The sequence below is a fragment of the Sphingomonas sp. HDW15A genome (genome assembly GCF_011301715.1).
GTDB lineage: Bacteria > Pseudomonadota > Alphaproteobacteria > Sphingomonadales > Sphingomonadaceae > Sphingomicrobium.
In genome coordinates, this window is record NZ_CP049870.1 from 1,146,556 (window position 1) to 1,172,510 (window position 25,955).

Here is a 25,955-nt window from a genome sequence, read left to right on the forward strand (position 1 = left end):
AGGCGGGTGATGGCGGCGCTGCCTCACAGATACCCGATGCTGCTGGTCGATCGCGTCGAGCGCATCGAACGCGATGTCTCGATTACCGCCATCAAGGCCGTGTCGATGAACGAGCAATTCTTTCAGGGGCACTTTCCTGGCCGCCCAATTATGCCCGGTGTCCTGATCGTGGAGGCGCTTGCTCAGGCCGCGGGCGTGCTGGCGGTCGAAAGTCTCGATCTCGCCGGCTCAGGCAAGCTCGTCTATTTCATGGCAATTGAGGGCGCCAAGTTCCGCACTCCGGTGGAACCGGGATGCCTCCTGACACTCGACGTCGAGTTCGTGCAGAAGAGGGCGAGCGTCTGCAAGTTTGCCGGAAGGGCGTCGGTCGATGGCAAGCTTGCCGCCGAGGCGCAGTTCACGGCGATGATCGCGGATCCGCCGGCCTAGCTCAGCTGCAGGCCGAGCTCAGCGGCAGAGATCCGAAAGATATTTTCGAAACTCACGCTCGTCAAAAAGCAGTCCGGCGGGCCGTCGAACGCAATCGACCCGTTTTCGACCCCTATGACGCGGTCGAAATGATGTAATTGTGCAAGGTCGTGCAGCGTTGCGAGCGTCGCAGCGCTCGCGTCTCTTTTCCGTTCTTGGAGACGGTCCAGAAGCCTGCGAACCCAGTAAGGGTCGAGATTCGCAAGCGGTTCATCGAGGAGCATCAGCGCTGGGTCTGCGGCGAACATTCTGGCAAGCAGAACCCGCGATCGCTCGCCAGTGGATAACCGGTCGACAGTGCGTCCCGCCAAAGGTGCCAGCTCAAACGCTTCGAATTCATCTTCAATCGCCTTCGAGTCGTGGCTGCTAAGGCCAAGTGTCAGGAGGTCACGTACGCGAACCGGCCAGGCCGTGTCGCGCGATGCCGGCAGCAAGCCGATCAGGCGCGTCCGGCGATTGGGTGCGACCGCGGCAATGACCTCTCCGCCTATCTCAACTTCGCCGCTCGCCTCCTCGACCTGAGCGAGAGCCCTCAAAAGACTGGTTTTCCCGCCACCGTTCGGCCCCACGACGGCAATCAATTCCGCCGCCTGAATCGAGAGGCTGAGCGGCCCAATTCGGCCCGGGATGGAAATCTCATGGGCTGATGCCAGTGAAGTCATGACGTCAGCCTCCGCCGCATCGACAGCAGGATGGCGATGAATATCGGAGTGCCGGCAATCGTTGTGAGAACGCCCACGGGGATAGACCGGTTGACCTCGACCATTCGCGAAACCAGGTCCGCGGCGACGACCAACGAGGCGCCTATGGCGGCTGCGGGAATCATCGCGCGGCCGGGGTGCCCGGCCGATATGCGCCGAGCGATGACAGGGGCGATGAGTCCGACAAAGCCAATCGCGCCGCAAACCGCCACGCATGCCCCGACTGCGATCGATGAAAGAACGATGATTTCGAGCGCGAGGCGCCGAGGGCGGAGTCCGGCAGCTGCGACCACGTCTTCCCCCAAAACAAGTAAATCGATGGCATTAGCCCGCCGGGCAATGAGCACGCCGGCTAGTCCCGCAGGAATCAGGGCCACTGCAGCCTGTGCCAAGCTGCGGTCGGCGAAGCTGCCCATCAGCCAGTCGAACGCGTCGTAAAAGGCAAAGGGGGAAGGGGCCAGGGCCAAGGACAGGCTTGTGGCCGCACCGGCAGCAAGCGCGATTGCGAGACCTGCAAGCAGAAGTGACGCGGGTTCCGCCCGGCGACCTGCGAGAATGACAAGAAGAGCAAGCGCGCAAAGCGCGCCAACGGCGCCCGCAAATGCCATTGCCAGGGGCGATGAAAGGCCGAGCCAGTAAGCGGCGATGACCGCGCCAAGAGCAGCTCCGCCTGTGGATCCCGTGAGGTCGGGCGATGCGAGCGGGTTCGCGAACAAGGCTTGCAGCGCCGCGCCAGTCAGACCCAGCGTGGCACCGTAGCCTAGCGCAAGCATTGTTCGCGGAGCGCGCAACTCAAACAAGAAGGTCTCAAGCAATTCCGGGCGGGCAAGGCGAATTGCCTCGACGGGCGCCCAGGGCAGAAGCAAATGCGCTGCCGCCAGAAGCAAAAGTCCGATTGCGATCGTGATCCGGCTCAATGCGGTAACCTTCGCATTCGATTGACCTCACCGATCATCAAGGGGCCGGCACACGTCCATGCTCGGCCATCGACGGCATGCATGCGCGAGTGAAGGCGCCGGACAACCGGATGTGCGAACCAAGTTTGGCCGGACGACATTTGGCCCGATCGATAGGTTGAACGGAGGATGATTGGCGGCGGATTCGCAAGCAGATCTTCAAAGGTGACCTTGTCAGAAAAGGCCTTGGCGTGCCGATAGCCAGCTAGCGCCATCCACTGCGCGGCCGGGGACCAACTGCCGATCGAAACGCCGCCACCGGATAGAAAAAGAGCATCGCTCGTCGTTCGAGGTCGGGTCCGTTTCAGCTTTGCGATCTTGCGCAGGTATGGCGCTGCCCGTTTTGGGTCACCAAGTGCGGCCGCCACGAGACGAAGATTGCGCTCGACGCCAGCTATATCCATCGGCGACAGTAAGTCGATTGTGCGGATCTCCATTTTCCGCGCCAACTCGTCTGTGGAGCGGCCAAGCCGGCCCATTGTCAAAAGGATTGTCGGCCGGCGCGTAATGGCCTGCTCCAATTCACCGCGGTTGGACGGTATCGCCCGCGCTTTTCGGAACAGAGGCGATTCCTGCGGATCGTGCGACAGACGCGAAACGCTGACCAATTCGCCCGGTCGAGCGAGCAGAAGCGCATATTCATCCGCGCACAGGTTGAGCGAAGCGATGCGCACCGTACTAGCGGCCGCCAGCAACGCGAAGGCCGGCATATGCGCCTCTCCTTAGAGTGCGATAGCCGACGACGTCCTCATAGTCGGCATCGAAAACGTTGCTGAAGCGCGCGAACAGTTCAGTCTTTCTTGAAACGCGCCAACCGAGCCTTGCACTGCCAAGCCAGAAGGCATCGAGATCAACCAGTTCGAACGGGAAGCTGTCGCGGCGGTCGCGATTCTCTCCGGTGTAGGCAACAGACAGGCCATAGGTCAGGCGACCACGAACGCCATTCGCGGAAAGAAAACCGCTATGTTTAGGGCGCCTTATCTCTTGTTCATCAGGGGAGTTATGAACCTGCTGGGTCGAGTCGAGCCAGGACATGCCCGCGGACAGGTCGAGCCACTTACCCGGTGACCAATGAAGCTCGGCCTCAATGCCCTGGCGTTTGCTCGTGCCGTCCGCGTTCAGAGTGCTGGTGAAGGTCGCATTGTCGACGATTTCGTCTTTCAGACGTTGGCGGAAATAGGTGACCGATGCCCTGACGCGCGAGTCGTTATAGCGGCCGCTCAACTCATAGCCTCGCGATCGTTCGGGCTTGAGGTCGGGATTGCCTGTGAACCCCCGGGGAAGAAGCCGTAGAGGTCGTTGAAGCTCGGTTGCGCGATCCCTTCGCCCCAGGAAGCGGTGATCGAAATACCGGGCCCGAAAGTGGCCAGCGCGGAAAGGCGCGCCGTCGTTGTATCCTTGAAGCGGTTGAACGCGTCATGGCGAACGGCAACGTCCGTCACCAGCCATTCGCCCAGTTTCGCCTGCCACTCCATTGTTGCGGAAAGATGGTTGCGGGAGCGCTTCTGATCGGTGAATCCGCCGAACGCCTCATCCTCGGCGCGATAATGCTCCCATTCCCCCTCGATCGCGCCGGTGAGGCGATGCCCGACGCCTCTCGTTTCGAACACCCGTGACACTTGGCCGCTCGTCGCCCAGCGCCTGGCGTCGGTCCTGTTGAGAAAGTTGTCGTCCAGGGAATTGCGATTGCTCGACCCCAATAGCGAAGCTGCGAGTCGCGCGTCCCATCGGTCGCCCTTATGCGAGATCCAGACTCGTCCCGCAGAGAGCCGGTTCCTTGTCTCGTCGCGCGTATCGGCACGTGAGAACGTCAGCGGGCTGAACCCGTCGAACTGGCTCTCCGAGCGTATGGCAAAGCCATTGATCCCCGCTTCGCTAGTGTCCCCAAGCGCGACCGCAGCCCGGCCTCGTAATGCTATATTGGAATAACCGTCCCTGTCCCCGCCCGACGTGCCAAAAGCGTCAATTCCGTCTGAGCCCTGGATCCCGGCGCCCAACGCCAACCCAAGTCGGCCTGTCGCCAATCCGGCAGTCGCGGACGCCCTGTAGAAGCCGTAGGAGCCAATTTCGCCATGCGCTGACGAGCCAGTTGCCGTAATTCCGTCGACGGCGACGACCCCGCCGATGGCCTCTGAACCCCACAATGCCGATTGCGGACCGCGCACGACCTCGATCCGGGATGCAAGGTCAGCGTTCAGCAGTTCGAAGCGCGGCTCGTTCGCTGCCGCGGGATCGTTCGCGCGGATGCCGTCGACGAATAACAAGGTATGATTGGCCTCGGCACCCCGGATACGAACCTGCGCCTGTGAGCCGGGCGTGCCACTGACCGAAACGGCGGCAGTTGGCGTCAAACGCAGGAAGTCGAGTGTCATCGGCTCACCGATCCTCGTGATGGTCTCGGCGTCGATGACGATGCTGCTCGCAGCGCTTTCGGCCTGTTCCTGCTCGGTCCTTGAAGCGGTGATAACGATGCTATCGCTCTGCAAGGGCCCGACGGGCGGAATGTCCATATGCTTTCCTCTCATGACTGTCGTCACGAAAGGGACCGCGCGAAATTGCCGGACTGCCCCACGCCCCATTGCTGACTCCGGCAACAGAAACGGACGACAGCCTTGGGGAAGTATCTGGCTCGTCGCCATGAGGACGACTGACAGTTGCGGGCACAGCGCCGGAGTTTCACCGGCTTCCTTGCACCCAAGGCTCGCGTATCGGCTAGGAGGGGACCCCAAACCTTGTCAAGCGAATGCCCTTCCGCTAGGGGCGCGCGACACCTTACTGGGCTGGTCGGAACCAGCCGCTATCCAAGGAAAATGCCATGAAGTCCGGGACTCACCCCGATTATCACATGATCAACGTCGAAATGACCGACGGCACGACCTTCCAGACCCGCTCCACCTGGGGCAAGGAAGGCGACACGCTGCACCTCGACATCGATCCCAAGACCCACCCGGCCTGGACCGGCGGCAATACCCGCCTGCTTCAGGAAGGCGGCCAGGTCGCGCGCTTCAACAAGCGCTTTGGCGGCCTCTCGCTCTCGAAAAAGTAGACCTGCCCTCCGTGGCAGAGAAGCTTCGCTCGGCTCCGACACTGGAGACCGGGCGATTGCTTTTGCGGGCCTGGCGCAAGGACGACTTTCGCCCCTGGCAGGCAATCATGCATCAGCCAGACGTGCACCGTCACTTCGGACCGACTCCGATCGGCGAGGAAGAGCTTTGGCGGCGGATGGCGGCTGGCGTCGGAAGTTGGCCGCTCCTCGGCATCGGAAGCTGGGCAGTCGAGCGAAAGGCCGATGGCCGTCTCATTGGCAACGTCGGTCTGTTCAATGCCTGGCGCGCGCTCGAGCCCGTTTTCGGCGAGGAACCCGAGATGGGCTGGATTTTCTCGACCGAAGTTCATGGGCAGGGCATGGCGGGCGAAGCGTGCCGCGCGGCGCTCGACTGGTTCGATGCCCACGTCGAGCCGGTGCCGGTCTGGGCGATCATCGCCCCTGAAAACACGCCCTCGCTTAAGCTGGCGGAGCGCCTCGGTTTCATTCACCATAACGAGACGATTTACAATGGTGAGCCGACGTTCGTCTTGAAGCGCACGCTTTAGCGTTCACCACCCGCCACCGCCGCCGCCGCCGCCGCCGCCGCCCGACGAACCGCCGCCACCGGAGCCGCTGGAAGAACCGGGAGCGGTGGATGCCGACGAGATGCTGTTGGACAGGGAAGATCCGACGGAATCGACGAACCCGCCCGGGTCGTTCCATGGATCCGATGTCCCCGAATACCATCCGAATGTCGAACCGCTTGCCTGCGCCGCAGCCGACGCCGCCGCGAGTTGCGATGCGAAACGGTCCGCCCACCGGTTCTCGACATCGAGTGCGATGGCGTAGGGGAGATACTTCTCGAACAGCTGTAGCGTGTCGTCCGGCGCCTGCATCCGGTCGAGACGCTCGCGCTCGGTTATGGAAAGATACTGTTTGAAGCCGGCAATGCGATCGAGCATCCCGCGCCCGGCTTTGGTCGGCGCACTGATCCAGAAGAAGCTGCTCAGCGCCAGCGGCAGGCCGACGGCCGCAATGACGATCGGGATCCAGTTGCCCGAGGACAGCGCCAGCGGAAAGAGCGGAAAGCCGGTCATCACGGCCGCGAGCGTGAATAGCGCGGCCACAGCCTTGCCGAGACACCCGGCGGTTCCGTCCTTCCGCACCAGCTTCCATGCCAGGAAAGCGAGCAGCAGCAACGCGCCCGGCAGGAACGCCCAGCTTGCCGAAGCCATGCCCTCGCCATAGGCCACTGCAGCGACGGTCAGCAGCATGGCAAGCGCCCAGACGCCGACGGCGGCCGCTGCCCAACCGGTGTTTCGATTGAAGGCGGAGCCGGCAAAACGCTTGTCGAAGGAGTCGGACAGGAGCTTCTTCGCGGCGGAGAAGGTCGCGTGATGTTCGTTATCCATCTCCAGCCGTTCCCCCGGGGAGACGAGGGCGGCGATGGCGCTTCCTTCCGCTGCATCGAGCGGCTTGGCTCCCGTCGTCTCCGTCCCAACAAGGTACCGCTTCTTCCCGAAGCCAAGCAGTCCGGATTCTTCTTCCAAACGGACATGGCCTTTGACCGCGGAATCGATGATGGCTGCGGCAAAGGCGCGATCATCGAAGCTTTGTTCGGTGACGTAACGCATCGCGGCGGGGGAGAGGTCGTCTGGCGGAGAGAAGATTGGAACTACAGTCCCTTCGGGCGGGTCCCGTCCGGCGCGGCGGTAGGCCGTCATCAGGAAGCCCAGTACGACCATAAGACCGGCGCCGGCGAATGCGGGCGGAGCAACGTCGCTTAGCAGCCAGCCGAGTCGCGTTGAGGAGGGGGGAAGCGGTACGACATCCTTCGGAAAGGCAGCCGCGACCGTGAAGCCCTCATAAGATCCCAATGGTGCAGTCGTCGCGAAGCTGATCGATCCGGGCCTCTGGTCGATCACCCGGCCCCGGCCCGTGTCGCTGCCTTGCGGCCCGGTATAGGCGCTTGGCTGGAAGAATGAGGCGGGCGACGGTAGGGTGATGGTCGCGGTCGCGCGGTCGATAGGGAAGACCCAGCCGTTTCCGGTGACGTTCCAGTAAATTTCGTCGAACGCGTCGAACCGGCCGAGCATCCGCGTCGCCCGATAGCGTATGGTGTAAACATGCTCGCCGACCGGTACATATTGGTCAGGGTCGCCCAGGTAGATCCGGACGCCATTGCCGCGACCTTCGACCTTGTTCGGCTCCGGCTGGCCGTCGCGAGTCGTCTCCAAGAGCTCGAAGCCGACCCTGATGCGCTCGCCGTGGCGGCCTTTGTAGCGGGTCGGGAAATCGCGGTAGATGCCGCGATTGATCTGGACGTTCTCGGCGTTGACCCGAATCGTTTCCGTGACGTCCAGCGAAGCGTCGGGCTGGATCGCGACTGTGCTGTCGAACGACAGGATGCGCTCCTCGGCGGCCGCCGGAGCGGCCAGCGCCAGCAGCAGGGCAAAGGCTGCGAGCAGCCGGCGCATCGCGATCAGGCCTTGAAGTCGATTTTCGGGGCCGACTGGATCGCCGGATCCTCGTCCTTGTAATATTCCTCTTCGGTGAAGCCGAGCGGCCGCGCGAAGAACATGTCCGGGAAGGACTGGATGCGCGTATTCAGGTCTCGCGCCGTCGCATTGTAGTAGCGGCGCGCTGACTGAAGCTCCCCTTCAATGGTGCTCAGTTCACCCTGGAGTTGCTGGAAGTTCTCGCTCGCGCGCAGTTCCGGATAGGCCTCGGCGACCGCGAACAGGCGTCCGATCAGCCCGGTCATCTGGGCATCAGCCGCGGCAGTGGCGGCAACCCCGCTCGCGCCCGTCATGGCTCCGCGGGCCGCCGTGATCGCCTCGAAGGTGGCTTTTTCGTGACTCGCATACCCTTTCACAGTCTCGACCAGGTTGGGGATGAGGTCTGCGCGGCGGCGAAGCTGCACGGTGATCCCGCTGAAGGCTTCCTTCACCAGTGCGCGCAAGCGCACCAGCCGATTGTAGATCATCACCGCGAACAGGATGATGACGAAAACGACGGCGAAAATGATGCCCAAGGTCATGGTTGTCTCCCCCTCAACAGGGTAGGACCATAATCGGCAGCAACAATCCTAGAAAGCGGAAATGCCGGTAATGGCCCGACCCATGATGAGGGCATGCACGTCATGCGTCCCTTCATAGGTGTTGACCGTCTCGAGGTTTGCAGCGTGGCGCATCACCTGGAACTCCGCGGAAATGCCGTTGCCGCCGTGCATGTCGCGGGCGATCCGCGCGATGTCGAGCGCTTTGCCGACATTGTTACGCTTGATGAGGCTAATCGTCTCAGGGATCAGCACTCCATCTTCCATCCTCCGCCCGACGCGAAGGGCCGCCTGAAGCCCGAGCGTGATGTCGGTGATCATGTTCGCCAGCTTCAGCTGGACGAGCTGATTGGCGGCGAGCGGGCGATCGAATTGCTTGCGGTCGAGCGTGTAGCGGCGTGCAGCGGCGTAACAGGCTTCAGCCGCTCCCATTGCGCCCCAGCCGATGCCGTAACGCGCGCGATTGAGGCATCCGAACGGGCCCTTCAGTCCTGAAATCTCAGGGAACAGGGCGTCCTCGCCGATCTCGACTCCATCCATGACGATCTCGCCGGTGATCGAGGCGCGCAAGGAGAGCTTCTCCTTGATCTTGGGCGCGGACAGCCCCTTCATGCCCTTTTCCAGCACGAACCCACGGATCGCGCCGCCATGCGCCTCGGACTTCGCCCAAACGACGAAGACGTCGGCGATCGGCGAGTTGGTGATCCACATCTTCGAGCCGCGGAGGCGATAGCCGCCCTCGATCTTCTCGGCCCGGGTACGCATCCCGCCGGGATCCGAGCCGGCGTCCGGTTCGGTCAGCCCGAAGCAACCGACCAGCTCGCCGCTGGCCAGGCCGGGCAAATACTTCCGCCTCTGCTCTTCCGATCCGTAGGCATTGATCGGGTGCATGACGAGCGAGCTCTGGACCGAGCAGGCGGAGCGGTAGCCGCTGTCGACCCGCTCAACCGCGCGGGCAATGAGGCCATAGCTGACGTAGCCGAGGCCGGCGCCGCCATATTCGGGCGAGATCGTCGCGCCTAACAGGCCAAGCTTGCCCATCTCGCGCATGATTTCGCGGTCGAAATCTTCCTCGAGATAGGCCTTTGTGACCCGCGGCTGAAGCTCCGCTTGGGCGTAATTCTCGGCGGTGTCGCGCACCATCCGTTCTTCGTCGCTCAACTGTTCGTTGAGCCCGAAGGGGTCCTCCCAGTCGAATGGCTTGATCACCGGCTCACCCACCTGGCCGCGCTCCCTTTGGTTGTCGGATGCGCGGCCTTTAGCGGCAGAACGGCCGTCCCGCTAGCTGGCTGGCGTTGGCGTGCCGCCGCCGAAACTGCGCTTGTAGGTGATGCGGAATTGCTGGTGCGAGTTGCGCTCGCGATATTCGCGCAGGTTCGGCCCCTCGAACGAGCGGTTCGGGAAGGTGAACTGGCGGTCGCGGATGCCATGTGTGCCAAACAGGTTGTTCACGTTGAGCGTCCAGGTTGTCTTTGCCGTGGGGCGGAACTCCAAGAACGCATTGCCGAACGGTCCGCCGTTGAAGTTGATGTCTTCTTCGTTCGCCCGGAAAATGGTGAACTTGTCGCGATCGCTGACGTCGAAGCCATAGGCCCACCTGCCTATGTCGCGGCGCACTTCTACATACCATTCCCATGATGGATAATAGAATGAGAAGTCGCGCATCTCGTCGCTGATCGGGTCGTGAACGCGGGTTTTCTGAATCGTACCGTCGAATTTCGCGCGGACCCCGGTGAGGCCGAAGCGGTCGAGCGGAGCGTCGATTGCGAGGTGGGCGAATAGCCGCTTTCCAGTGCCGATGTTGCCGGGAGCGTCGAAGCCTTCTTCGGTTAGGATCCGGTCTTGCAGCATGCTGATATGGTCATAGCCGAGGTCGAGCTTGACGAGTCCGCTGTCGAAAAGAGGCCGATCGACGCTCGCCCGTATTTCCCAAGCGCGTTGTGGCTCCAGGTCGGCGTTGCCGCCATTGACCCGGTCGTCGCTGAGCTGCGCCGAGCTAATGAAGTCATAGAAATCGAGCTGCGCGACGGTGCGCCGGATCGAAAACTGGCTGTGCCAGCCGCTCTTGCCCTTCCAGTCGAGCGTGAGACTCGGTTTCAGGAACTTCAGGACACGATCTGCAGTCGTGTCGCCGCGCACGGCAAGATCCGAATATTCATAATTCAGCCCGGCATCGACGCGGACGGCGCTGGAAACCTGCTTGCCGGCCTTGACGTAAAATTCCGCGCGCTGTTCCTCGACCGTCGCCTGGTCGATCGGAAGGTCGATCCGCTCCCGGAAGCCGTCCGGGCCGAGCACGAAGAGGTTGAGGTCGGCATCGAGCGTGTTGAACGCGGCTTCCGCGCCCATTTCATAGGTAAGGCCGAACAGGCTGGAGTGGCTCCAGCTGAGCCGGCCGAGGGTCTCGCCACGCTGGACTTCCTGTCCCTGTTCGAAACCGCCGACGACTTCGCCGTCGATCCGCTCGAGCACGGTATCGAGATTCTCCTGGTCGCGGCGGTTGAGCAAGGCGACGAACTTGATTGCGCCGCCGCCAAGTGGACGGGTGATGTCGCCGCCAATCTCGAAGGCCGGCGCCTTGGCATATTGGAAAAGGCGATCGTCGCGCTCGGGCTCACCGACGGGATAGACCTTATTTTTCTGGACAAAATCCTCGTGGAACAGCGAAAATCGCCCGTTGACGTGCGCAGAATGGTTCGGCGCCTGTTCGAACGACCAAGTCCCCGAAATGAACGGGTTCTCGGGGCGGTAGCGATTTTCCTTGCGGCGCTTCTCGATCAGCTCGCCCGTATCCGGATCGGTGATCGTGTCCGTGCCCTCGTCAGCGGCATCGTCGTTCGCCGTACCGGCAGCGACGTTAAATGTGGAGTTGCCGTTTTTCCACGTGGCGGATCCGGAGAGGTTCGGGATGATCGCGCCCGTCCGCAGGGTCCGCGCGCTGGCAGTAACCGTGGCGTCGAAACCGCCTTCAGCCGAAAGGATCACATTAAGCACCTGGCTCTTGCCGGAATATTCCGAACCGTAAAGTGAGCCACTGCCCATTTCGACCCGGACAACCCGGCTAGCTGGAATTCGCGCCAGGATCGTAGAAAGGGATTCCGCCTTCGAACTTGGGCGAGCGCCGTTGAAGACGACGTTTCCGGCGGCCCCCACGAACCCGCGGATATCGCTATTGCCCTCTTCCAGCTGGAAGCCCGGAACGCGCAAAACAATGTCGAGTGCAGTCCTTGGCGAATAGGTGGCGAAGAAATCCGCATTGTAGACGGACGTGCCCGCGGTGGAGGGCGGGGTCACTTTTGACGACACATCTTCCTGAGCCAAGGCTGGCGAGGTCCACGCGATTGCCGCGACACCGACCGAACTCAAAACACACAAACGCACCATGACTGCCCCTGTATTAGAACGATAACACACCTAGGATTGAAATGACCGCCGCACCAGCGACGTTCGACGAGTCGACAAACGACTCGACGGACAATCGGCGGTCTCGCGACGAGGGGATGCGCGCCATGCTCGGCTGATCCGGGCCGGATTCAAATAACGTCTGGAAGGTGGCGGAGAGGGTGGGATTCGAACCCACGGTGAGCGTGAACCCACGGCGGTTTTCAAGACCGCTGCCTTAAACCACTCGGCCACCTCTCCGGATTGCCGTGCCTTTATCACTTTCCCGGAAGCGCGAAAGTCCCTCCCGGACCCGACAAGCGGACGGAGCACGGATTATCTCGAATGGGTGCCCAGCCGGATCCGTGTCTAGGCGTCGGCCAAGGTGGCGTTCAGCTATCGTTACCCAAACGGCGACGGAATGTTGTCGCAGCGCGACGAACGCCTATGTGCCCAGGACGGGTGAGCCGCTAGCCTGTCGACGAAGGAGAATGTTTTGTCGGTTGCCCGGTACAGTCTGCTTGCAATGCTATTGGTCTCGACGACGGCTTCGGCACAGACGGCCGATCCGCTCGCTCCATTGCCGGGTGTGGTCCACACCCAGGCGCCGCGGCCAACACAGGCGTCGGCGCAAAGCGGGGGACTGCAGAGCACCACGATCCCCACTGGCTTCGAACGATATAAGCAGTCACTCGCTTCGAAAGCCCGCGTCGCGGGGGTCCGCGAGGCCACGATCGCCAATGTCATTCCATATCTGACGCTTGACGGTACGGTTATGCGGCTGGATCGCGCCCAGCCCGGCAATATCGGTAATCCCAATGCCACGCCGCCATTCTGGCCCTATCGCCGCGCTCACGTCACTCCTGATCTGATACGTCGCGGACAGGCCAACTATTCGTCGATGTGGCCTTACCTTTCGCGGATCGAGCAACGCTATGGCGTTCCGGCGTCCATCACGCTTGCGATATGGGGCAAGGAAACCAGCTATGGCCGGGTCAAGGGCACATTCGATGTCCTGCGATCGCTCGCTACGCTGGCGTATGAGGGCCGTCGGCGCCCATTGTTCGAAGCCGAGTTCCTCGCCGCCATGCAGTTGATCGATCAGGGCGTTCCACGCTCGCGGCTTAGGGGTAGCTGGGCGGGAGCAATGGGCCACCCGCAATTCATGCCGACGAATGTCCTTCGGCTTCGTGCGGACGGCGACGGTGACGGCAACCGCGACATCTGGAACAGCCAACTCGACGGACTGGCATCGATCGCGAACTACCTTCGGACTAAGGGTTGGCAGCCTGGCATGCTGTGGGGAATTCCTGTCCGCGTGCCCTCGGGATTCGACCGATCCGCGGTGCGCAACCTCGCTACCGCGGCGGAATGCCCGCGTGTGCATGCGAGGCACAGCCGCCCTTTGACGATGAGTGAGTGGCGGGCCCGAGGTATTGTGCCCCTTGGTCGTTCACTTCGCGATTCTGATCGTGCCACTCTACTCGAGCCTGATGGCCCCGGAGCGACCGCCTATCTGCTGACAGACAATTACCGCGTGATCCTCGATTACAATTGCTCGAATTTCTATGCGTTGTCCGTTGCCTTGCTGGCGGACGGCATCATCGGACGCTAGGGTTTCTTCCAACCCGATAGGAGTCGCCCAACCAGTGTTCCGTTCAGCAGTTTCCGTTTCGCTCGCCGCCGCTCTTCTCGCTTCTGCCTCGACGGCCAAGGCTCCGCCGTTCGATACGCCCGCGCCGGTCGCTTACCTGCTCGATTTATCGTCCGGCGCAGTATTGTTGTCGAGGGACGCCGATCGCCGGATACCTCCGGCCTCGATGGCCAAAATGATGACGACCGAAGTCGCGTTCGAGCTGATCGACAAGGGCCAGCTGCCGCTCTCCAAGATGTGCACGGTGCGGCCGGAGACATGGCAGAAATGGCACGGACCGGCTGCCGGTTCGACAATGTTCCTATCGCCAAACGAAAAGGTCAGCGTTGAGAATCTCCTACACGGTATTGTCACGCTTTCCGGTAACGACGCCTCCGTCGTGCTCGCCGAGTGCATTGCCGGAACCGAAGAGGCTTTTGCCAATCAAATGAACGCGCTGGCTCGCGAGCTTGGAATGACGAACAGCAATTTCGGTAACAGCAATGGCTGGCCGGACGAAGGGCGCACCTATGTGACTGCTCGCGACCTCGCGACGCTCGCGCGCGCTTCGGTGGAGCGTCACCCCAAACTCTACAAGCAGTTCTATGGGCAGCCCAGCTTCACCTGGGGCAAGACCATGGGCTCGGGTCAGGCCATCACGCAGGGCAATCGTAACCCATTGCTCGGCAAGGTCGCGGGCGCGGATGGCCTCAAGACCGGCCACACCGAAGAAGCGGGATACGGCTTCACGGGTTCGGCCGAGCAGAACGGGCGGCGACTGATCATGGTTGTCGCAGGCCTCGACAGCTACAATCAGCGCATCGGCGAGTCCGTGAGAATGATGGAGTGGGGCTTCAACGCCTGGAGCGCCAAGCCGCTGTACAAGTCCGGTGCGCAGGTTGGCTTCGCAAAAGTCCAGCTTGGAAGCGACGATGAAGTAGCGCTGGTCGCTCCGCGGGACCTGTCACTGACGGTGCCGGCGGGCCTTGCAACCCGGCCGATGGCAATGAAGGTTCGCTACAAAGGGCCATTGAGAGCGCCGATTGCCAAGGGGGCGCATGTTGCCGACCTTGTCGTGTCGTCATCCGACACCGGCGAGCAGGTCATGCCACTCGTCGCGGCGGAGGCGGTCGAGCAAGCCGGTTTCTTCACGCGAGCCTGGATCGGGCTCAAGCAATTGATCGGCATGGCCTGACCTGATGGGCCGTGGCCGCTTCATCAGCCTTGAAGGCGGGGAAGGGGTCGGCAAGTCGACCCAGCTCGAAGCGCTCGCCGAGGCTCTTCACGGGCGAGGTCTCCGGGTCGTCGTGACCCGCGAGCCCGGCGGCAGCCCCGGCGCTGAGGCAATACGGCAGCTTCTGCTTGAGGGTGACGAAAACCGCTGGAATCCGCGCGCCGAAGCCTTGCTCTTCGCCGCCGCTCGATCCGACCATGTTGAATCGACGATAAAGCCCGCGCTTGAACGCGGGGACTGGGTGCTTAGCGACCGATTCCTTGATTCATCGCTTGCCTATCAAGGGTTGGCGGGCGGCCTTGGAATCGACGCCGTTCGCGATCTTCATCGCTTCGGCAGCGACGATTTCCTTCCGGACAGGACGCTCGTCCTGCAATTACCGGAGAACGAAGCTTCGGCCAGGGCGCGCGTTCGCGACGGGCATCTTGGCGACCGTATCGGCTCGCGTCCGCCGTCCTATCACGCTGCCGTCGACGCCGGCTTCCGGGAAATGGCCGTTCGAGAGCCCCATCGTGTTCGTCTCGTGGATGCCAGCGGCCCCGCGGCGACGGTGACAGCACGCTTGCTCTACGCGTTGGGCGATTTGCTCCCGTGATCCTCGGCCACGACAAGCAGATCGGCGATTTTATGGCCGCTTGGAGAAGCGGATCGATGCACCATGCCTGGCTGCTGGGCGGTCCACGGGGTGTCGGGAAGGCAACCTTCGCCCGCGCCGCAGCGGCACGGCTGCTGGCAGAGGCAGCAGGCCAAGTTCCGCCTGAAAGTCACCTTGCCATCGACCGGGAATTGCCGACAGCGCGATTCATCGAAGGCCAGGCTCATCCGGATTTTCGCTATGTCGAGCGCGGGCCAAACAAAACCGGCTCGGCCTTGGCGCGGAACATCACCGTCGACCAGATTCGCGAACTTTCGAGCTTGTTCGATTCCACGCCCGCTTTGTCCGACTGGCGTGTGGCAATTGTCGATAGCGTCGACGATTTGGAGCCGGGTGCCGCGAACGCATTGCTCAAGATGCTCGAGGAACCACCGGCGAAGTGCCTCTTCCTGCTCGTCAGCCATGTTCCAGGGCGCTTGCTGCCGACAATTCGATCGCGCTGTAGAACCCTGGCCTTTCAGGCACTTGACGATGACGTCATGGCGTCGATCGCAGATTTCCATGATGTACCTCCTGCTCTTGTGAGAGGGGCCGGCGGCTCACCCGGAAAGCTTCTGGCATCGGCCAGTCTCGATCTTGAGCCGCTTCGTAGCGAGGCGCTGAAATTGATGCGCCAAGGCGATCCCAGCAACGCATGCCGCGCCAAGCTCTCTCAGTCGTTAAGCGCTCGGAATAGCGGGGATCGCTACGCGGCGTTCCTGGCTATGGTGCCCGCACTTATCGCCTCCGAAGCACGCGAATTGGATGGGGATGCCCGGCTGCGCGCTCTCGACGCCTATGGGGAGGCCCGCACCCTCAGCCAGGTCGCCCCGCGGCTTTCGCTCGACCCTGCAACGACGGCGTTTCGAATGGGATCGATTCTCGCTTCGGTTGCTCCCTCGCACGAGCGCGTCTAGGCGTCCGGCCATGGCCGAGCCTTTCTACATCACCACCGCCATTTCCTACCCAAACGGCAAGCCGCATATCGGCCATGCCTATGAGGCGATTGCCGCTGACGTGATCGCGCGTTTTCAACGTGCCCAGGGGCGCGATGTCCGGCTCGTGACGGGAACCGACGAGCATGGCCTGAAGATGGTCCAGACAGCGCGTGCGGAAGGTGTCGATACGCGGACTTACGCTGACAAAATGTCACAATATTTTCGTATGATGTGCGACGATCTCAATATTTCTTACGATGCGTTCGTGCGCACAACCGAACAGCGTCATGCGGACGCCAGCATTGCCATTTGGAAGGCAATGGAAGCTGCGGGCGACCTTTACCTCGATCGCTACGAAGGCTGGTACTCGGTGCGCGACGAAGCTTTCTACGACGAGAGCGAACTGGTCGGGGAGGGGGATGAGCGCCGCTCACCGCAGGGAACCCCAGTCGAGTGGACCGTCGAAGAGACCTGGTTTTTTCGGCTCTCGAAATATCAGGATCGCTTGGTCCAGCTCTATCGCGATAATCCCGCCTTCATCCAGCCTGACAGCCGCCGAAACGAGGTCGTGCGTTTCGTGGAGGGCGGGTTGAAGGATCTTAGCGTCTCACGGACGAGTTTCGACTGGGGCGTTCCGGTTCCAGGATCTCCGGGCCACGTCATGTACGTATGGGTCGATGCGCTGACGACCTACATGACCGGGGTCGGCTATCCGCAGCGGGAAGGGGACTACGATCGATTCTGGCCGGCCGACATCCACCTAATCGGCAAGGACATCGTCCGCTTTCACGCCGTCTACTGGCCTGCGTTCCTGATGTCCGCGAACCTGCCGCTGCCAAAGCAGGTGTATGGCCATGGGTTCCTGCTCGCGCGCGGCGGCGAAAAGATGTCGAAAAGTGCCGGCAATGTCGTCGACCCGATGGAGCTAGCCGACCGGTTCGGAGTGGACAACCTTCGCTATTTCCTGATGCGGGAAATCAGCTTCGGCCAGGACGGAAGCTATAGCGCCGAAGCTATCGTGACACGCTGCAATGCGGAGCTCGCCAACAGCTTCGGCAACCTCGCCCAACGCACGTTGTCGATGATATTCAAGAATTTGGAAGGCGTCCTTCCCGAAGCGGGGAAGGACGAGGCCGACCGCAGCCTCCTCGACAAGGTGCATTCAGCCTGCCGCGATCTCGATAAGGAGTTCGCTGGCCTGGCTTTTTCCCAGGGGCTCGACGCCTGGATGAGCGCGGTGTTCGCCTGCAACGCCTACGTCGATGAAACCGCCCCGTGGGCGCTCAAGAAGGGCGATCCTGAGCGTATGGCCGCTGTTCTCGGTACGCTGGTCGTGGCCATCCGCGCTTTGGCGGTCGCTGTCCATCCGGTCATTCCTGCCTCGGCCGAACGCCTGATAACGTTGATCGATTCCGGAAAAGCCGGGGCCGCAATCGCGCAGCCAAGTCCCATCTTTCCGCGTTTGGAGCTGCCTGAGGATGCGGAGAAGCCGGCGTGACGCTGATCGATAGCCACTGCCATCTCAATTATGAAGGTCTCGCCGACCGGCAAAGTGAAGTGTTGGACAATGCGCGGTCGCGGGGAATTGGCGGATTTCTGAATATTTCGACGCGCCAGAGCGAATGGCGGGAGGTCATCGCGCTGGCGGAGCGCGAGCCCGACGTGTGGGCGACGGTCGGGATCCATCCGCATGAGGCGGATAATCATCCGGACTTGGGCTCGGCTGCGCTCGTCCAAGCCGCGGATCATCCGCGTGTCATCGCCATCGGTGAGTGCGGGCTGGACTATTTTTACGACAAGTCGGACCGCGCATCCCAGCGCGAGCGCTTCCTCGCCCACATCGACGCTGCTCGCATGACCGGCCTTCCATTGGTGATCCATACCCGGGAAGCGGAAGCGGATACGGCGGCGATGCTCTCCGAAGCGGTAGGGAAGGGCGGAGTTACCGGCGTACTCCACTGCTTCACCGGGAGCAGGGCGCTGGCTGAAAAAGCACTCGACCTGGGCTTCTACATATCGTTGTCAGGTATCGTCACCTTTAAGAACGCGCAGGACCTGCAGGGAACAGCGAAAATTCTTCCGTCCGACCGCGTGCTTGTGGAAACCGACAGTCCTTTCCTTGCTCCGGTGCCCAACCGCGGGAAGACTTGCGAGCCGGCATTTGTCGCCGACACGGCCGCATTCGTTGCGGACCTTCGCGGTGAGACAATCGAAGAATTGGCGCAAGCGACGACGAACAACTTCTTCAGATTGTTTGCGAAAGCTTCATGAAGTTCCGGATCCTGGGATGCGGGACATCATCCGGGGTCCCGCGAATTGGCAACGACTGGGGCGATTGCGACCCGCATGAGCCGAAGAACCGGCGGATGCGCTCATCGATTCTCGCCGAAGTCGGTGGCGAGACCATACTCGTCGATTGCGGGCCAGACCTTCGCGCCCAACTGCTCACGGCAGGCACCAAGCGGATCGACCGGTTGGTCGTCACGCACGATCATGCCGACCATTGCCACGGAATCGACGAACTGCGACCGCTCGCGCAGACCGCCGGCGGTCCCATCCCGATCCATGCCAGGCAAAAGACCCTCGACCGGCTTGCCGTCCGCTTTCGCTATGTCTTCGAGAATGTCGGGCTTTACCGCCCGATTCTGGAGCCGGTAGCGATCGATAGCGACTGGGCACTCGGGCAGGCGAATATTGCCTTCGTCGACCAGCCTCATGGCGGGATTACGTCCCTGGGGATTCGCTTCGAGGAAACCGGCAGAAGCTGCGGCTATGCCATCGATTTTCACGATCTCACGCTCGAAATGGCTGAACTGTACCGCGGCGTCGATCTTTGGATTGCCGATTGTCTGCGGCGGCGTCCGCATCCGACCCACGCGCATCTCGAGGCTGTTCTCGGCTGGGCGAAGGAACTTGGCGTCGGACAGCTACTCCTGACGCATTTGGACAACAGCATGGATTTCGCCAGCTTGAGCACCACATTGCCGGACTGGGCGCAGCCCGCATTCGATGGTCAGGAGATTGAGCTCAGGTGACGAACGATACGATGCTCGGCGGGCTCTATATCGTCATCGCGCTGACCCTGGTCATCGGCGCGCTGATCAGCCGCCGGGAGCCGATTGCGAAACTTCTCGTCATCGCATTCGCCTGGTTGGCGATTTTTGGCGCTGGGTTCGTCCTTTTCACCTTCCGGGATGACCTGTCGTACCTCGGCCAGAGACTTCAAGCTGAAGCGACCGGCGAGCCAGTGGAAGTCGGTCGGACATTGCGCATTCCCATGGCGATCGACGGTCATTTCTGGGTCGAGGCAGCCGTGAACGGTCAACCAGTCAGGTTTCTCGTCGATAGCGGCGCGACGATGACGACGATCGATCGCGACACCGCACGCCGAGCCGGCATCGACGTCGACCCGATGCGTTCAGACGTAGTGCGTACTGGGAACGGTCTGATCCGCGTTGCCGCGGGTCGTGCAAACAGTGTGAAGATCGGTGACATCGAACGTGAGCGCGTTGGCATGCACATCACCGAACAGGCCGAGATCAATGTCCTGGGCATGAATTTTTTGTCTTCGCTTGACCGCTGGGGCGTCGAAGGCCGATGGCTCGTACTGGAGTCCTGAGGGGCCCGCCCTCGCGCACACAGGCATATACTTTACATAATGCTTATTATCAGACTTATTGAGATTACCAAGCGGGGGTCCCTCATGGCTATTGAGCGGCTCGCTGACATCATGCGCCGTCTGCGCGATCCGGCTACCGGTTGTGAATGGGATCGCGCTCAGACCTTCGATACGATCACGCCTTATACGATTGAGGAAGCCTACGAGGTCGCTGACGCAATCGAGCGCCGCGATATGGACGAACTGGCGGACGAACTGGGCGACCTGCAGCTTCAGGTCGTTTTCCATGCCCAGATGGCGGCGGAAGCCGGTCATTTCACGCTCAACGACGTCATTACGCGCATCTGCGACAAGCTCGAACGGCGCCATCCGCATATTTTCGGCGATGCACCGGAGGGCGGCCATCACCTGTGGGAGCAGATCAAGGCTGAGGAACGGGCCTCCAAAACGGACACGAGCGCCTTGGCGGGCGTCGCCCTCGCCCTTCCCGCCTTGGAGCGAGCGGAAAAGCTCCAGCGGCGTGCCGCACGCACCGGGTTCGACTGGCCAGACCACCTCGGTGCGCGTGAGAAAGTGGAAGAAGAACTCGCCGAACTCGACCGTGAACACGATCCACATCGTCGCGAAGAGGAGCTTGGCGACCTTCTTTTCGCGGTGGTGAATCTGGCCCGTAAACTCGGCGTTGCCCCCGAAAATGCTCTTCGCAAAGCCAACAAAAAGTTTGAGCGGCGCTTTCGTTCGATTGAGGCCCAGCCCGGCTTCAATGCCCTTAGCCTCGATGAGAAAGAGGCATTGTGGGCTGCTGAAAAGCTGCGCGAAGCCACCGATCAGAGGGCCTGAAATTTCTCCCAGTCGGCCTGAGCCAGCCGGACGTCCATCTCGACCATGTCCGCGTCCAGACGCTGCTCGACGACGTCCCCGTGGGCGTGAAGCCAAGCGATACGCTCGCCATTATCTGCCGGCAAACGAACGGAATGCAGTTCCGCGCCGCGATGAAGGCGTTTGGCAACCGTTTCCCGGAGGACGTCCACCCCCTCGCCGGACAGGGCCGAAAGTAAGACGACGTCCTCTCGTCGCGCCGCTTCTCCTTTGACAGCAGCAAGACTATCCGGATCGAGCGCATCGATCTTGTTCCATACTTCGAGAATCGGCGGGCCTTCGCCTTCTTCCAACCCGAGCGACTGCAGGACTGACTGCACGTCGGCCGCCTGGGCTTCACTGTCGGGATGCGCGATGTCGCGAACATGGAGTATGAGGTCGGCGCCGGTCACTTCCTCCAGCGTCGCCCGGAAAGCCGCAATCAGTTCCGTTGGAAGGTCGGAGACGAACCCCACCGTATCGCTGAGGATCGCCTTGGAATGCCCTGGCAGGCGGATTTCACGCATTGTGGGGTCCAACGTGGCGAACAGCAGGTCTTCCGCCATGACGTTCGCCCGAGTCATCCGATTGAAAAGCGTCGACTTTCCGGCATTCGTGTAGCCGACAAGTGCGATTACAGGCCATGGCGCGCGCTGGCGGCGCTCGCGGTGAAGGCCGCGCGTTCGCCGTACGTCCTCAAGTTCGCGCCGGATCTTGGCCATCCGATTGCGGATCAGCCGGCGGTCAGCCTCAATCTGGGTTTCGCCGGGGCCGCCGAGAAAGCCGAATCCGCCGCGCTGGCGTTCAAGGTGAGTCCAACTGCGAACCAGCCGTCCGGCCTGGTAATCGAGGTGTGCCAGTTCGACTTGCAACCTCCCTTCCGCGGTTGCGGCGCGCTCACCGAAGATCTCCAGGATCAGGCCGGTTCGGTCGATAACCTTCGCTTTTGTAAGCTCTTCAAGCGTCTTCTGCTGAACGGGTGTCAAGGCCGCGTCGACCACCAGCAACCCGGCTTCGTGATCTTTGAGCATTCCGGCGACCTGCTCCGCCTGTCCCGGACCGATCAGACTGGCAGGCCTTGGCGCCCGAACCTTCAAGGCCTGGCGCGCGACGACATCAATGCCGATCGCTCCAGCAAGGCCTTCGGCTTCATCAAGGCGGGCCTCGGTAGAGCGCATCGATGCATTGCCGGCGATGTCGGGAAGAAGAATGACCGCGCGCTCGCCTCTGCTCACGCCGCCATCGTCGCTTCTGTTGAATACGCTCAGTGACTGTCCCCTTCCGGCTCTCCGCCAAGGTCGAGCGCCGACGCGGGCTGGAGAGTGGAGATGGCGTGCTTGTAGACGAGCTGCGAATGCCCGCCGCGTTCTAGAAGGATAACGAAGGCATCAAAGCCGGCGATCGATCCTTGCAGCATCACGCCGTTTACAAGGAACATCGTCATGGGTTCCAATTGTCTTTGCGCTGCGCCCAGAAACATGTCCTGAAGGCCGGTCTTGTCCGAGCTCGGGTTGCGACCTTCACTGAGTTCGCCAGGCGAGGATTGCGGCTGGATCGTCGAGATAGCGTGCTTGTAGATGAGCTGCGGCGCGCCTTCGCGGCGCAGAAGAACCGAGAATGCGTCGAACCAGGTGATGACGCCTTGCAGCTTTACGCCCTTCACAAGGAAGATCGTGACCGGTGTCTTCGATCGCCTCAACGCATTGAGGAACTGATCCTGTAGGCCGGGCGTGCCGGCGGCGTTCTTCATTCCTCGATATCGCGTCGATCAGCCAGCCCGAGCGCTTTCAATTTCCGGTGAAGCGCGGAGCGTTCCATGCCGATAAAAGTGGCTGTGCGCGAAATGTTACCGGAGAAACGCCGGATCTGGATACGGAGATACTCGCGCTCGAAGCTCTCGCGCGCCTCGCGCAACGGCGAGCCCATGATTGCCATCGATGCGGCGCCGAGGCCGCTATTGCCTTCCGAATCGACAATTTCGCTGGGCAAGAGGTCGATATCGATCCGTTCGACGCGGTCACCGGGCGCAAGAATCAAAGTTCGCTCGATGATATTGCGAAGCTGACGCACGTTCCCAGGCCAGTCATGGGCCTGAAGCGCGGCCAGCGCTTCTTCGGTGATCGTCGGAGGGGCGATCCTTCGCTCCGCAGAAAAGCGCGCGAGGAAATGGGCGACGAGATCGGGGATGTCCTCGCGGCGTTCCTTGAGCGACGGAATACGAACGGGCACCACATTAAGCCGGTAGTAAAGGTCCTCGCGGAACCGGCCGGCCGCAATCTCCTCTGACAGCTCGCGTGAAGTCGCGCTGAGCACTCGCACATCGACCTTGACAGGCCGCTGGCCTCCGACGCGGCTGTAGCTCTGGTCGGTCAGCACGCGAAGGATTTTCGCTTGCGTGGTCAGCGGCATATCAGCGATTTCGTCAATGAAGAGCGTCCCACCATGGGCCTGCTCGAGCAGGCCTGGCCGGGCGACGCCATCGTCCTCCGCCCCGAACAGCTCTTCTTCCATCCTGTCGGGGCTCATCATCGCCGCCGAAACCGTAATGAATGGGGCTGAGGCTCGTGGGCTCCACTGGTGGATCATGCGCGCGGCAATCTCCTTGCCGACGCCTGCCGGACCAGTAATCAATACCCGGCTTCCGGTCGGCGCAACGCGCTTAAGGGTGGCCCGGACATTGTTGATTGCCACCGATGAGCCGTCGAGTTGGTCGTCCGGGCCGATCTTCGCACGAAATGCCGCATTTTCCCGCCTCAGGCGATCGGTCTCGGTCGCCCGGCCCACCAGGTGCAGGAGTTTACCGGCCTCGAAGGGCTTTTCGATGAAATCGACGGCGCCTTCGCGAATAGCCGCCACGGCCGTATCCAGATTGCCGTGTCCGGAAATCATGATGACGGGCAGCGTCGAGTCACGGCGTTTGACCTGTTCGAGTACCTGCAGCCCGTCCTGCCGGGAGCCCTGCAGCCAAACGTCTAGCAGCACTAGCGAGGGTCGGCGATCCTCGATGGCTTCAAGCGCGGAATCGCTGTCGGCCGCCGTCCGGACCGAATAGCCCTCGTCTTCCAGGACACCGGCCACCAGCTCGCGAATGTCAGCTTCATCGTCGACGACCAGAACGTCAAGCGCCATCAAAGCGGTCCTTCTTCGTCATATTCCCCATCGTCAGCGAGCGGAGTCGATGGCTCGCCGGGCACCTCCTCGGCAAGCGATTCCAGCCGGTCGGCATCGAATGCAATTCGGACGTGCGTGCCGCCCCCGTTCCTGTCGAGAAAGGCAATCTCGCCCAAATGTTCCTCGACGATCTTCTTTACGATCGCCAGCCCCAGGCCGGTCCCACGTACGCGCGTGGTCATGTAGGGCTCGGTCAGCCGCTCGCGTTCCTGCGGAAGCCCGACGCCCGTATCGGTGACATCGATAATGACCTGATCGTTTTCCCGCCGGACCTTGAGGTCGACCCGGTCACCCTCGAAGTTGGTCTCGCCGCGATTGCGCCTGGCCTCGATCGCTTCGACGGCATTCTTGACGACGTTCGTGAGGGCCTGGCTGAGCTGCCGCCGGTCGCAAACCATGGCGATCTTGCCACTCGGCGGCTCGATCGAGAACCCGATTCCCGGATGCGCGACTTCGTGAAGGAAGAGTGCCGCTCGAGCGATTTCATGCACGTTTTCATGCCGGAAAACAGGTTTCGGCATTCTGGCAAAGTTGCTGAACTCGTCGACCATCCGCCTGAGGTCGCCGACCTGCCGCACGATCGTGCCGGTCAGGCGTTCGAACGTGTCGCGGTCCGATTGCACCTCGTTGCCATAGCGGCGCTGGAGTCGCTCGGCCGCGAGCTGAATAGGCGTGAGCGGGTTCTTGATCTCGTGCGCGATGCGCCGGGCAATGTCGGACCAGGCCGCACGACGCTGGTCGCTCAGCTGATCGGTGATGTCGTCGAACGTCAGCACCGATCCGTCGGCGTAGCGGACACGCTTGACCGCCAACGTGCGCTGCCCGCCTTCTGCGGCAGCAACCACCACGTTCGCATCGCGCGCTTCGCCGCTCATGAATTCCGCAAGTTCACTTGTAACGTCCTCTAGCGAATGGCCTTCGATCTCTTCGCCTTCCGGCTTCAACAGATTCTGCGCCGAGCGATTGACGAGGAGAATCCGGCCGGATTCGTCAAGCGCGATGACCCCGGCAGTCACGCTGGATAGCACCGCCTCGATGAAGGCGCGGCGCGTATCTAGCTGCTCATTGGCAGCGACCAGCGCGCCGGTCTGCTCCTGGAGCCGACCGGTCATGCGGTTGAAGGCAGACGCAAGTACGCCAATCTCGTCATTCGGTTCGTGGACGGGAACTCGAACGGAAAAATCCCCTTCTTCAACTCGGCCCACGGCCCGACCAACTCGCCAACCGGCCGGACCAGGCGGTCCGCGATTTTGAGCGCGAAAAAGATGGCTAGCCCGACGATCAGCAGGGCGCCAATCAGAAGCGCCCCATTGAAGCGCAGCTGGTAAAGCCGGGAGCGCGCGATGAGCTCGCGATAATCCGCAAGCAGGCTGCTTCCACCGGATATTTGCTTTGCGAATTCCGGATCAAAGACCCGGCTGGCATAAAGGTAAGCGCCCGGACCGTAGTCCAGGCGCGTGAGCGCCCCGATCCGGTCGTTGCTATTGACCGGCACGCTTTCCCGATTGCCGAGAGCTGCGATTGTCTTCGGGGTAATGACCTCATTGAGCGCGCGATCGTAAGGATTGACCAGCGCAAGCGACTGGATTGTTCCGTCAGGCCCTACGGTGAAAATAATCGCTTCCGACAGGTTTCGCTGCAGTACCTGGGTCGCGAATCCTTGAGCGAACACGGGGTTCTCAATCGAAACCTCTTTGAGGTAACCGGCCACGTCCCCGCTCATCGTGGTCGTTTCGGCTGAGACGCGGTCCACCTCGCGGTCATAAGCTCCGCGGACCAAGGCAACGGAATTTTCGACAAGTCCCTTGGCGCGGTCAGAAAACCAGAATTCTAACCCGGACTGAAATAGAAGTGACGCGAATATCGCCACCATAACGGTTGGGACTGCAGCAACGACAGAAAATAGCGCGACCAGCCGGGTGTGCAGTCGTCCGCCGGCTAGTCCCCTCTCCTCCGCACGGGCCATGGCTAGGCGCCGGGAGAGCAGAACCATGAGCGCGATTGCGGGTATGAGGATCGAGACGAGAAGAAGTGCGATCAGCGGCGGCGAGAGGAAGCTCTGGGGGTCGTCGCCGCCGATAAGAACGGTGACACTGAGTGCGAGCATCCCGACCAGCAGGGCGGCCATCGCAGCGGTCGCGACCTTGTAAATGCGGCCGCTCGCCCTTTCCCGAGCAAGCCAATTAAGCCCCTTTTGGCTCAACGATGACTCGGTCGCGACAGCATCCATCGCGCCGCCCTAGCACGGACGCGTTGCCTAAAAAACACAGTTGCGA

The 25,955-nt window shown here is 61.8% G+C and carries 26 protein-coding genes, 1 tRNA gene and 1 riboswitch; of the genes, 12 read left to right on the forward strand and 15 right to left on the reverse strand.

The window, feature by feature from the left end; genetic code table 11:
* Positions 1-9: 9 nt before the first annotated feature.
* Complete coding sequence (gene fabZ / locus G7076_RS05895) at positions 10-429, forward strand: 3-hydroxyacyl-ACP dehydratase FabZ (RefSeq protein ID WP_240913904.1); 420 nt, start codon at positions 10-12, stop codon at positions 427-429.
* Here fabZ and G7076_RS05900 read toward each other — a convergent pair.
* From G7076_RS05900 to G7076_RS05920, 5 genes are read right to left on the reverse strand one after another with little or no spacing between them, the layout of a single operon-like run.
* A complete protein-coding gene (locus G7076_RS05900) occupies positions 426-1,130 on the reverse strand; it encodes an ABC transporter ATP-binding protein (RefSeq protein WP_166201199.1) in 705 nt (234 codons plus the stop codon). The genes fabZ and G7076_RS05900 overlap by 4 nt on opposite strands.
* Positions 1,127-2,086, reverse strand: a complete 960-nt coding sequence (locus tag G7076_RS05905; protein WP_166201220.1) for an iron ABC transporter permease — start codon at positions 2,084-2,086, stop codon at positions 1,127-1,129. The genes G7076_RS05900 and G7076_RS05905 overlap by 4 nt, the downstream gene beginning before the upstream one ends.
* Positions 2,083-2,835: a hypothetical protein gene (locus tag G7076_RS05910; RefSeq protein ID WP_166201222.1), complete on the reverse strand. Its 753-nt coding sequence runs from the start codon at positions 2,833-2,835 to the stop codon at positions 2,083-2,085. Before G7076_RS05910 ends, G7076_RS05905 begins: the two co-directional genes overlap by 4 nt.
* Positions 2,804-3,349: a TonB-dependent receptor gene (locus tag G7076_RS12790; protein WP_346774104.1), complete on the reverse strand. Its 546-nt coding sequence runs from the start codon at positions 3,347-3,349 to the stop codon at positions 2,804-2,806. Before G7076_RS12790 ends, G7076_RS05910 begins: the two co-directional genes overlap by 32 nt.
* The gene (locus tag G7076_RS05920) at positions 3,346-4,635 is read right to left on the reverse strand and encodes a TonB-dependent receptor (protein ID WP_166201224.1); all 1,290 of its coding nucleotides are present in this window, start codon (positions 4,633-4,635) and stop codon (positions 3,346-3,348) included. The genes G7076_RS12790 and G7076_RS05920 overlap by 4 nt, the downstream gene beginning before the upstream one ends.
* 87 nt (positions 4,636-4,722) lie before the next feature.
* Positions 4,723-4,869: riboswitch (cobalamin riboswitch) on the reverse strand.
* A 71-nt stretch (positions 4,870-4,940) separates the two neighbouring features.
* On the opposite strand from G7076_RS05920, the gene rpmE reads away from it, so the two are divergent.
* A complete protein-coding gene (gene rpmE, locus G7076_RS05925; protein ID WP_166201226.1) occupies positions 4,941-5,171 on the forward strand; it encodes a 50S ribosomal protein L31 in 231 nt (76 codons plus the stop codon).
* 11 nt (positions 5,172-5,182) lie between these two features.
* The gene (locus G7076_RS05930; RefSeq protein WP_166201228.1) at positions 5,183-5,719 is read left to right on the forward strand and encodes a GNAT family N-acetyltransferase; all 537 of its coding nucleotides are present in this window, start codon (positions 5,183-5,185) and stop codon (positions 5,717-5,719) included.
* A 3-nt stretch (positions 5,720-5,722) separates the two neighbouring features.
* Here the strand turns inward: G7076_RS05930 and G7076_RS05935 are convergent, their stop codons facing one another.
* The 5 genes from G7076_RS05935 to G7076_RS05955 form a co-directional block, all read right to left on the reverse strand.
* Complete coding sequence (locus tag G7076_RS05935) at positions 5,723-7,630, reverse strand: DUF2207 domain-containing protein (RefSeq protein ID WP_166201230.1); 1,908 nt, start codon at positions 7,628-7,630, stop codon at positions 5,723-5,725.
* 5 nt (positions 7,631-7,635) lie between these two features.
* Positions 7,636-8,193 (reverse strand): LemA family protein, encoded by a 558-nt coding sequence (locus G7076_RS05940; protein ID WP_166201232.1) that lies wholly within the window; start codon positions 8,191-8,193, stop codon positions 7,636-7,638.
* Between the two features lie 48 nt (positions 8,194-8,241).
* A complete protein-coding gene (locus G7076_RS05945; RefSeq protein ID WP_240913905.1) occupies positions 8,242-9,417 on the reverse strand; it encodes an acyl-CoA dehydrogenase in 1,176 nt (391 codons plus the stop codon).
* A 75-nt stretch (positions 9,418-9,492) separates the two neighbouring features.
* The gene (locus tag G7076_RS05950) at positions 9,493-11,595 is read right to left on the reverse strand and encodes a TonB-dependent receptor (protein WP_166201234.1); all 2,103 of its coding nucleotides are present in this window, start codon (positions 11,593-11,595) and stop codon (positions 9,493-9,495) included.
* A gap of 168 nt (positions 11,596-11,763) precedes the next feature.
* Positions 11,764-11,853 (reverse strand) — tRNA-Ser (locus G7076_RS05955).
* Between the two features lie 235 nt (positions 11,854-12,088).
* On the opposite strand from G7076_RS05955, the gene G7076_RS05960 reads away from it, so the two are divergent.
* From G7076_RS05960 to mazG, 9 genes are all read left to right on the forward strand, one after another.
* Positions 12,089-13,207 (forward strand): lytic murein transglycosylase, encoded by a 1,119-nt coding sequence (locus tag G7076_RS05960; RefSeq protein WP_240913896.1) that lies wholly within the window; start codon positions 12,089-12,091, stop codon positions 13,205-13,207.
* Positions 13,208-13,241: 34 nt separating this feature from the next.
* Complete coding sequence (locus G7076_RS05965; protein ID WP_240913897.1) at positions 13,242-14,420, forward strand: D-alanyl-D-alanine carboxypeptidase family protein; 1,179 nt, start codon at positions 13,242-13,244, stop codon at positions 14,418-14,420.
* Positions 14,421-14,424: 4 nt separating this feature from the next.
* Positions 14,425-15,054, forward strand: coding sequence for a dTMP kinase (tmk, locus tag G7076_RS05970; RefSeq protein WP_166201238.1), 630 nt, complete (start codon positions 14,425-14,427; stop codon positions 15,052-15,054).
* Complete coding sequence (locus G7076_RS05975; RefSeq protein WP_166201240.1) at positions 15,051-16,010, forward strand: AAA family ATPase; 960 nt, start codon at positions 15,051-15,053, stop codon at positions 16,008-16,010. The genes tmk and G7076_RS05975 overlap by 4 nt, the downstream gene beginning before the upstream one ends.
* Before the next feature lie 10 nt (positions 16,011-16,020).
* Positions 16,021-17,529: a methionine--tRNA ligase gene (gene metG, locus G7076_RS05980; RefSeq protein WP_166201242.1), complete on the forward strand. Its 1,509-nt coding sequence runs from the start codon at positions 16,021-16,023 to the stop codon at positions 17,527-17,529.
* A complete protein-coding gene (locus G7076_RS05985; RefSeq protein ID WP_166201244.1) occupies positions 17,526-18,302 on the forward strand; it encodes a TatD family hydrolase in 777 nt (258 codons plus the stop codon). The genes metG and G7076_RS05985 overlap by 4 nt, the downstream gene beginning before the upstream one ends.
* Entirely contained in the window at positions 18,299-19,066 is a 768-nt protein-coding gene (locus G7076_RS05990) for an MBL fold metallo-hydrolase (RefSeq protein WP_166201246.1), read from the forward strand. The genes G7076_RS05985 and G7076_RS05990 overlap by 4 nt, the downstream gene beginning before the upstream one ends.
* Complete coding sequence (locus G7076_RS05995) at positions 19,063-19,650, forward strand: TIGR02281 family clan AA aspartic protease (RefSeq protein WP_166201248.1); 588 nt, start codon at positions 19,063-19,065, stop codon at positions 19,648-19,650. Before G7076_RS05990 ends, G7076_RS05995 begins: the two co-directional genes overlap by 4 nt.
* Before the next feature lie 84 nt (positions 19,651-19,734).
* Positions 19,735-20,490: a nucleoside triphosphate pyrophosphohydrolase gene (gene mazG, locus G7076_RS06000; protein ID WP_166201250.1), complete on the forward strand. Its 756-nt coding sequence runs from the start codon at positions 19,735-19,737 to the stop codon at positions 20,488-20,490.
* On the opposite strand, the gene hflX is transcribed toward mazG, so the two are convergent.
* From hflX to G7076_RS06025, 5 genes are read right to left on the reverse strand one after another with little or no spacing between them, the layout of a single operon-like run.
* Complete coding sequence (gene hflX, locus G7076_RS06005) at positions 20,478-21,776, reverse strand: GTPase HflX (RefSeq protein ID WP_166203431.1); 1,299 nt, start codon at positions 21,774-21,776, stop codon at positions 20,478-20,480. The two genes, mazG and hflX, sit on opposite strands and share 13 nt — an antisense overlap.
* Positions 21,773-22,258, reverse strand: a complete 486-nt coding sequence (gene hfq, locus G7076_RS06010; protein ID WP_166201252.1) for an RNA chaperone Hfq — start codon at positions 22,256-22,258, stop codon at positions 21,773-21,775. The genes hflX and hfq overlap by 4 nt, the downstream gene beginning before the upstream one ends.
* A complete protein-coding gene (locus G7076_RS06015) occupies positions 22,255-23,637 on the reverse strand; it encodes a sigma-54 dependent transcriptional regulator (protein WP_166201254.1) in 1,383 nt (460 codons plus the stop codon). Before G7076_RS06015 ends, hfq begins: the two co-directional genes overlap by 4 nt.
* On the reverse strand, positions 23,637-24,791 hold the full coding sequence (locus G7076_RS06020) for an ATP-binding protein (RefSeq protein WP_240913725.1): 1,155 nt from the start codon (positions 24,789-24,791) through the stop codon (positions 23,637-23,639). The genes G7076_RS06015 and G7076_RS06020 overlap by 1 nt, the downstream gene beginning before the upstream one ends.
* On the reverse strand, positions 24,788-25,909 hold the full coding sequence (locus tag G7076_RS06025) for a hypothetical protein (protein WP_166201258.1): 1,122 nt from the start codon (positions 25,907-25,909) through the stop codon (positions 24,788-24,790). The genes G7076_RS06020 and G7076_RS06025 overlap by 4 nt, the downstream gene beginning before the upstream one ends.
* Positions 25,910-25,955: the final 46 nt, after the last annotated feature.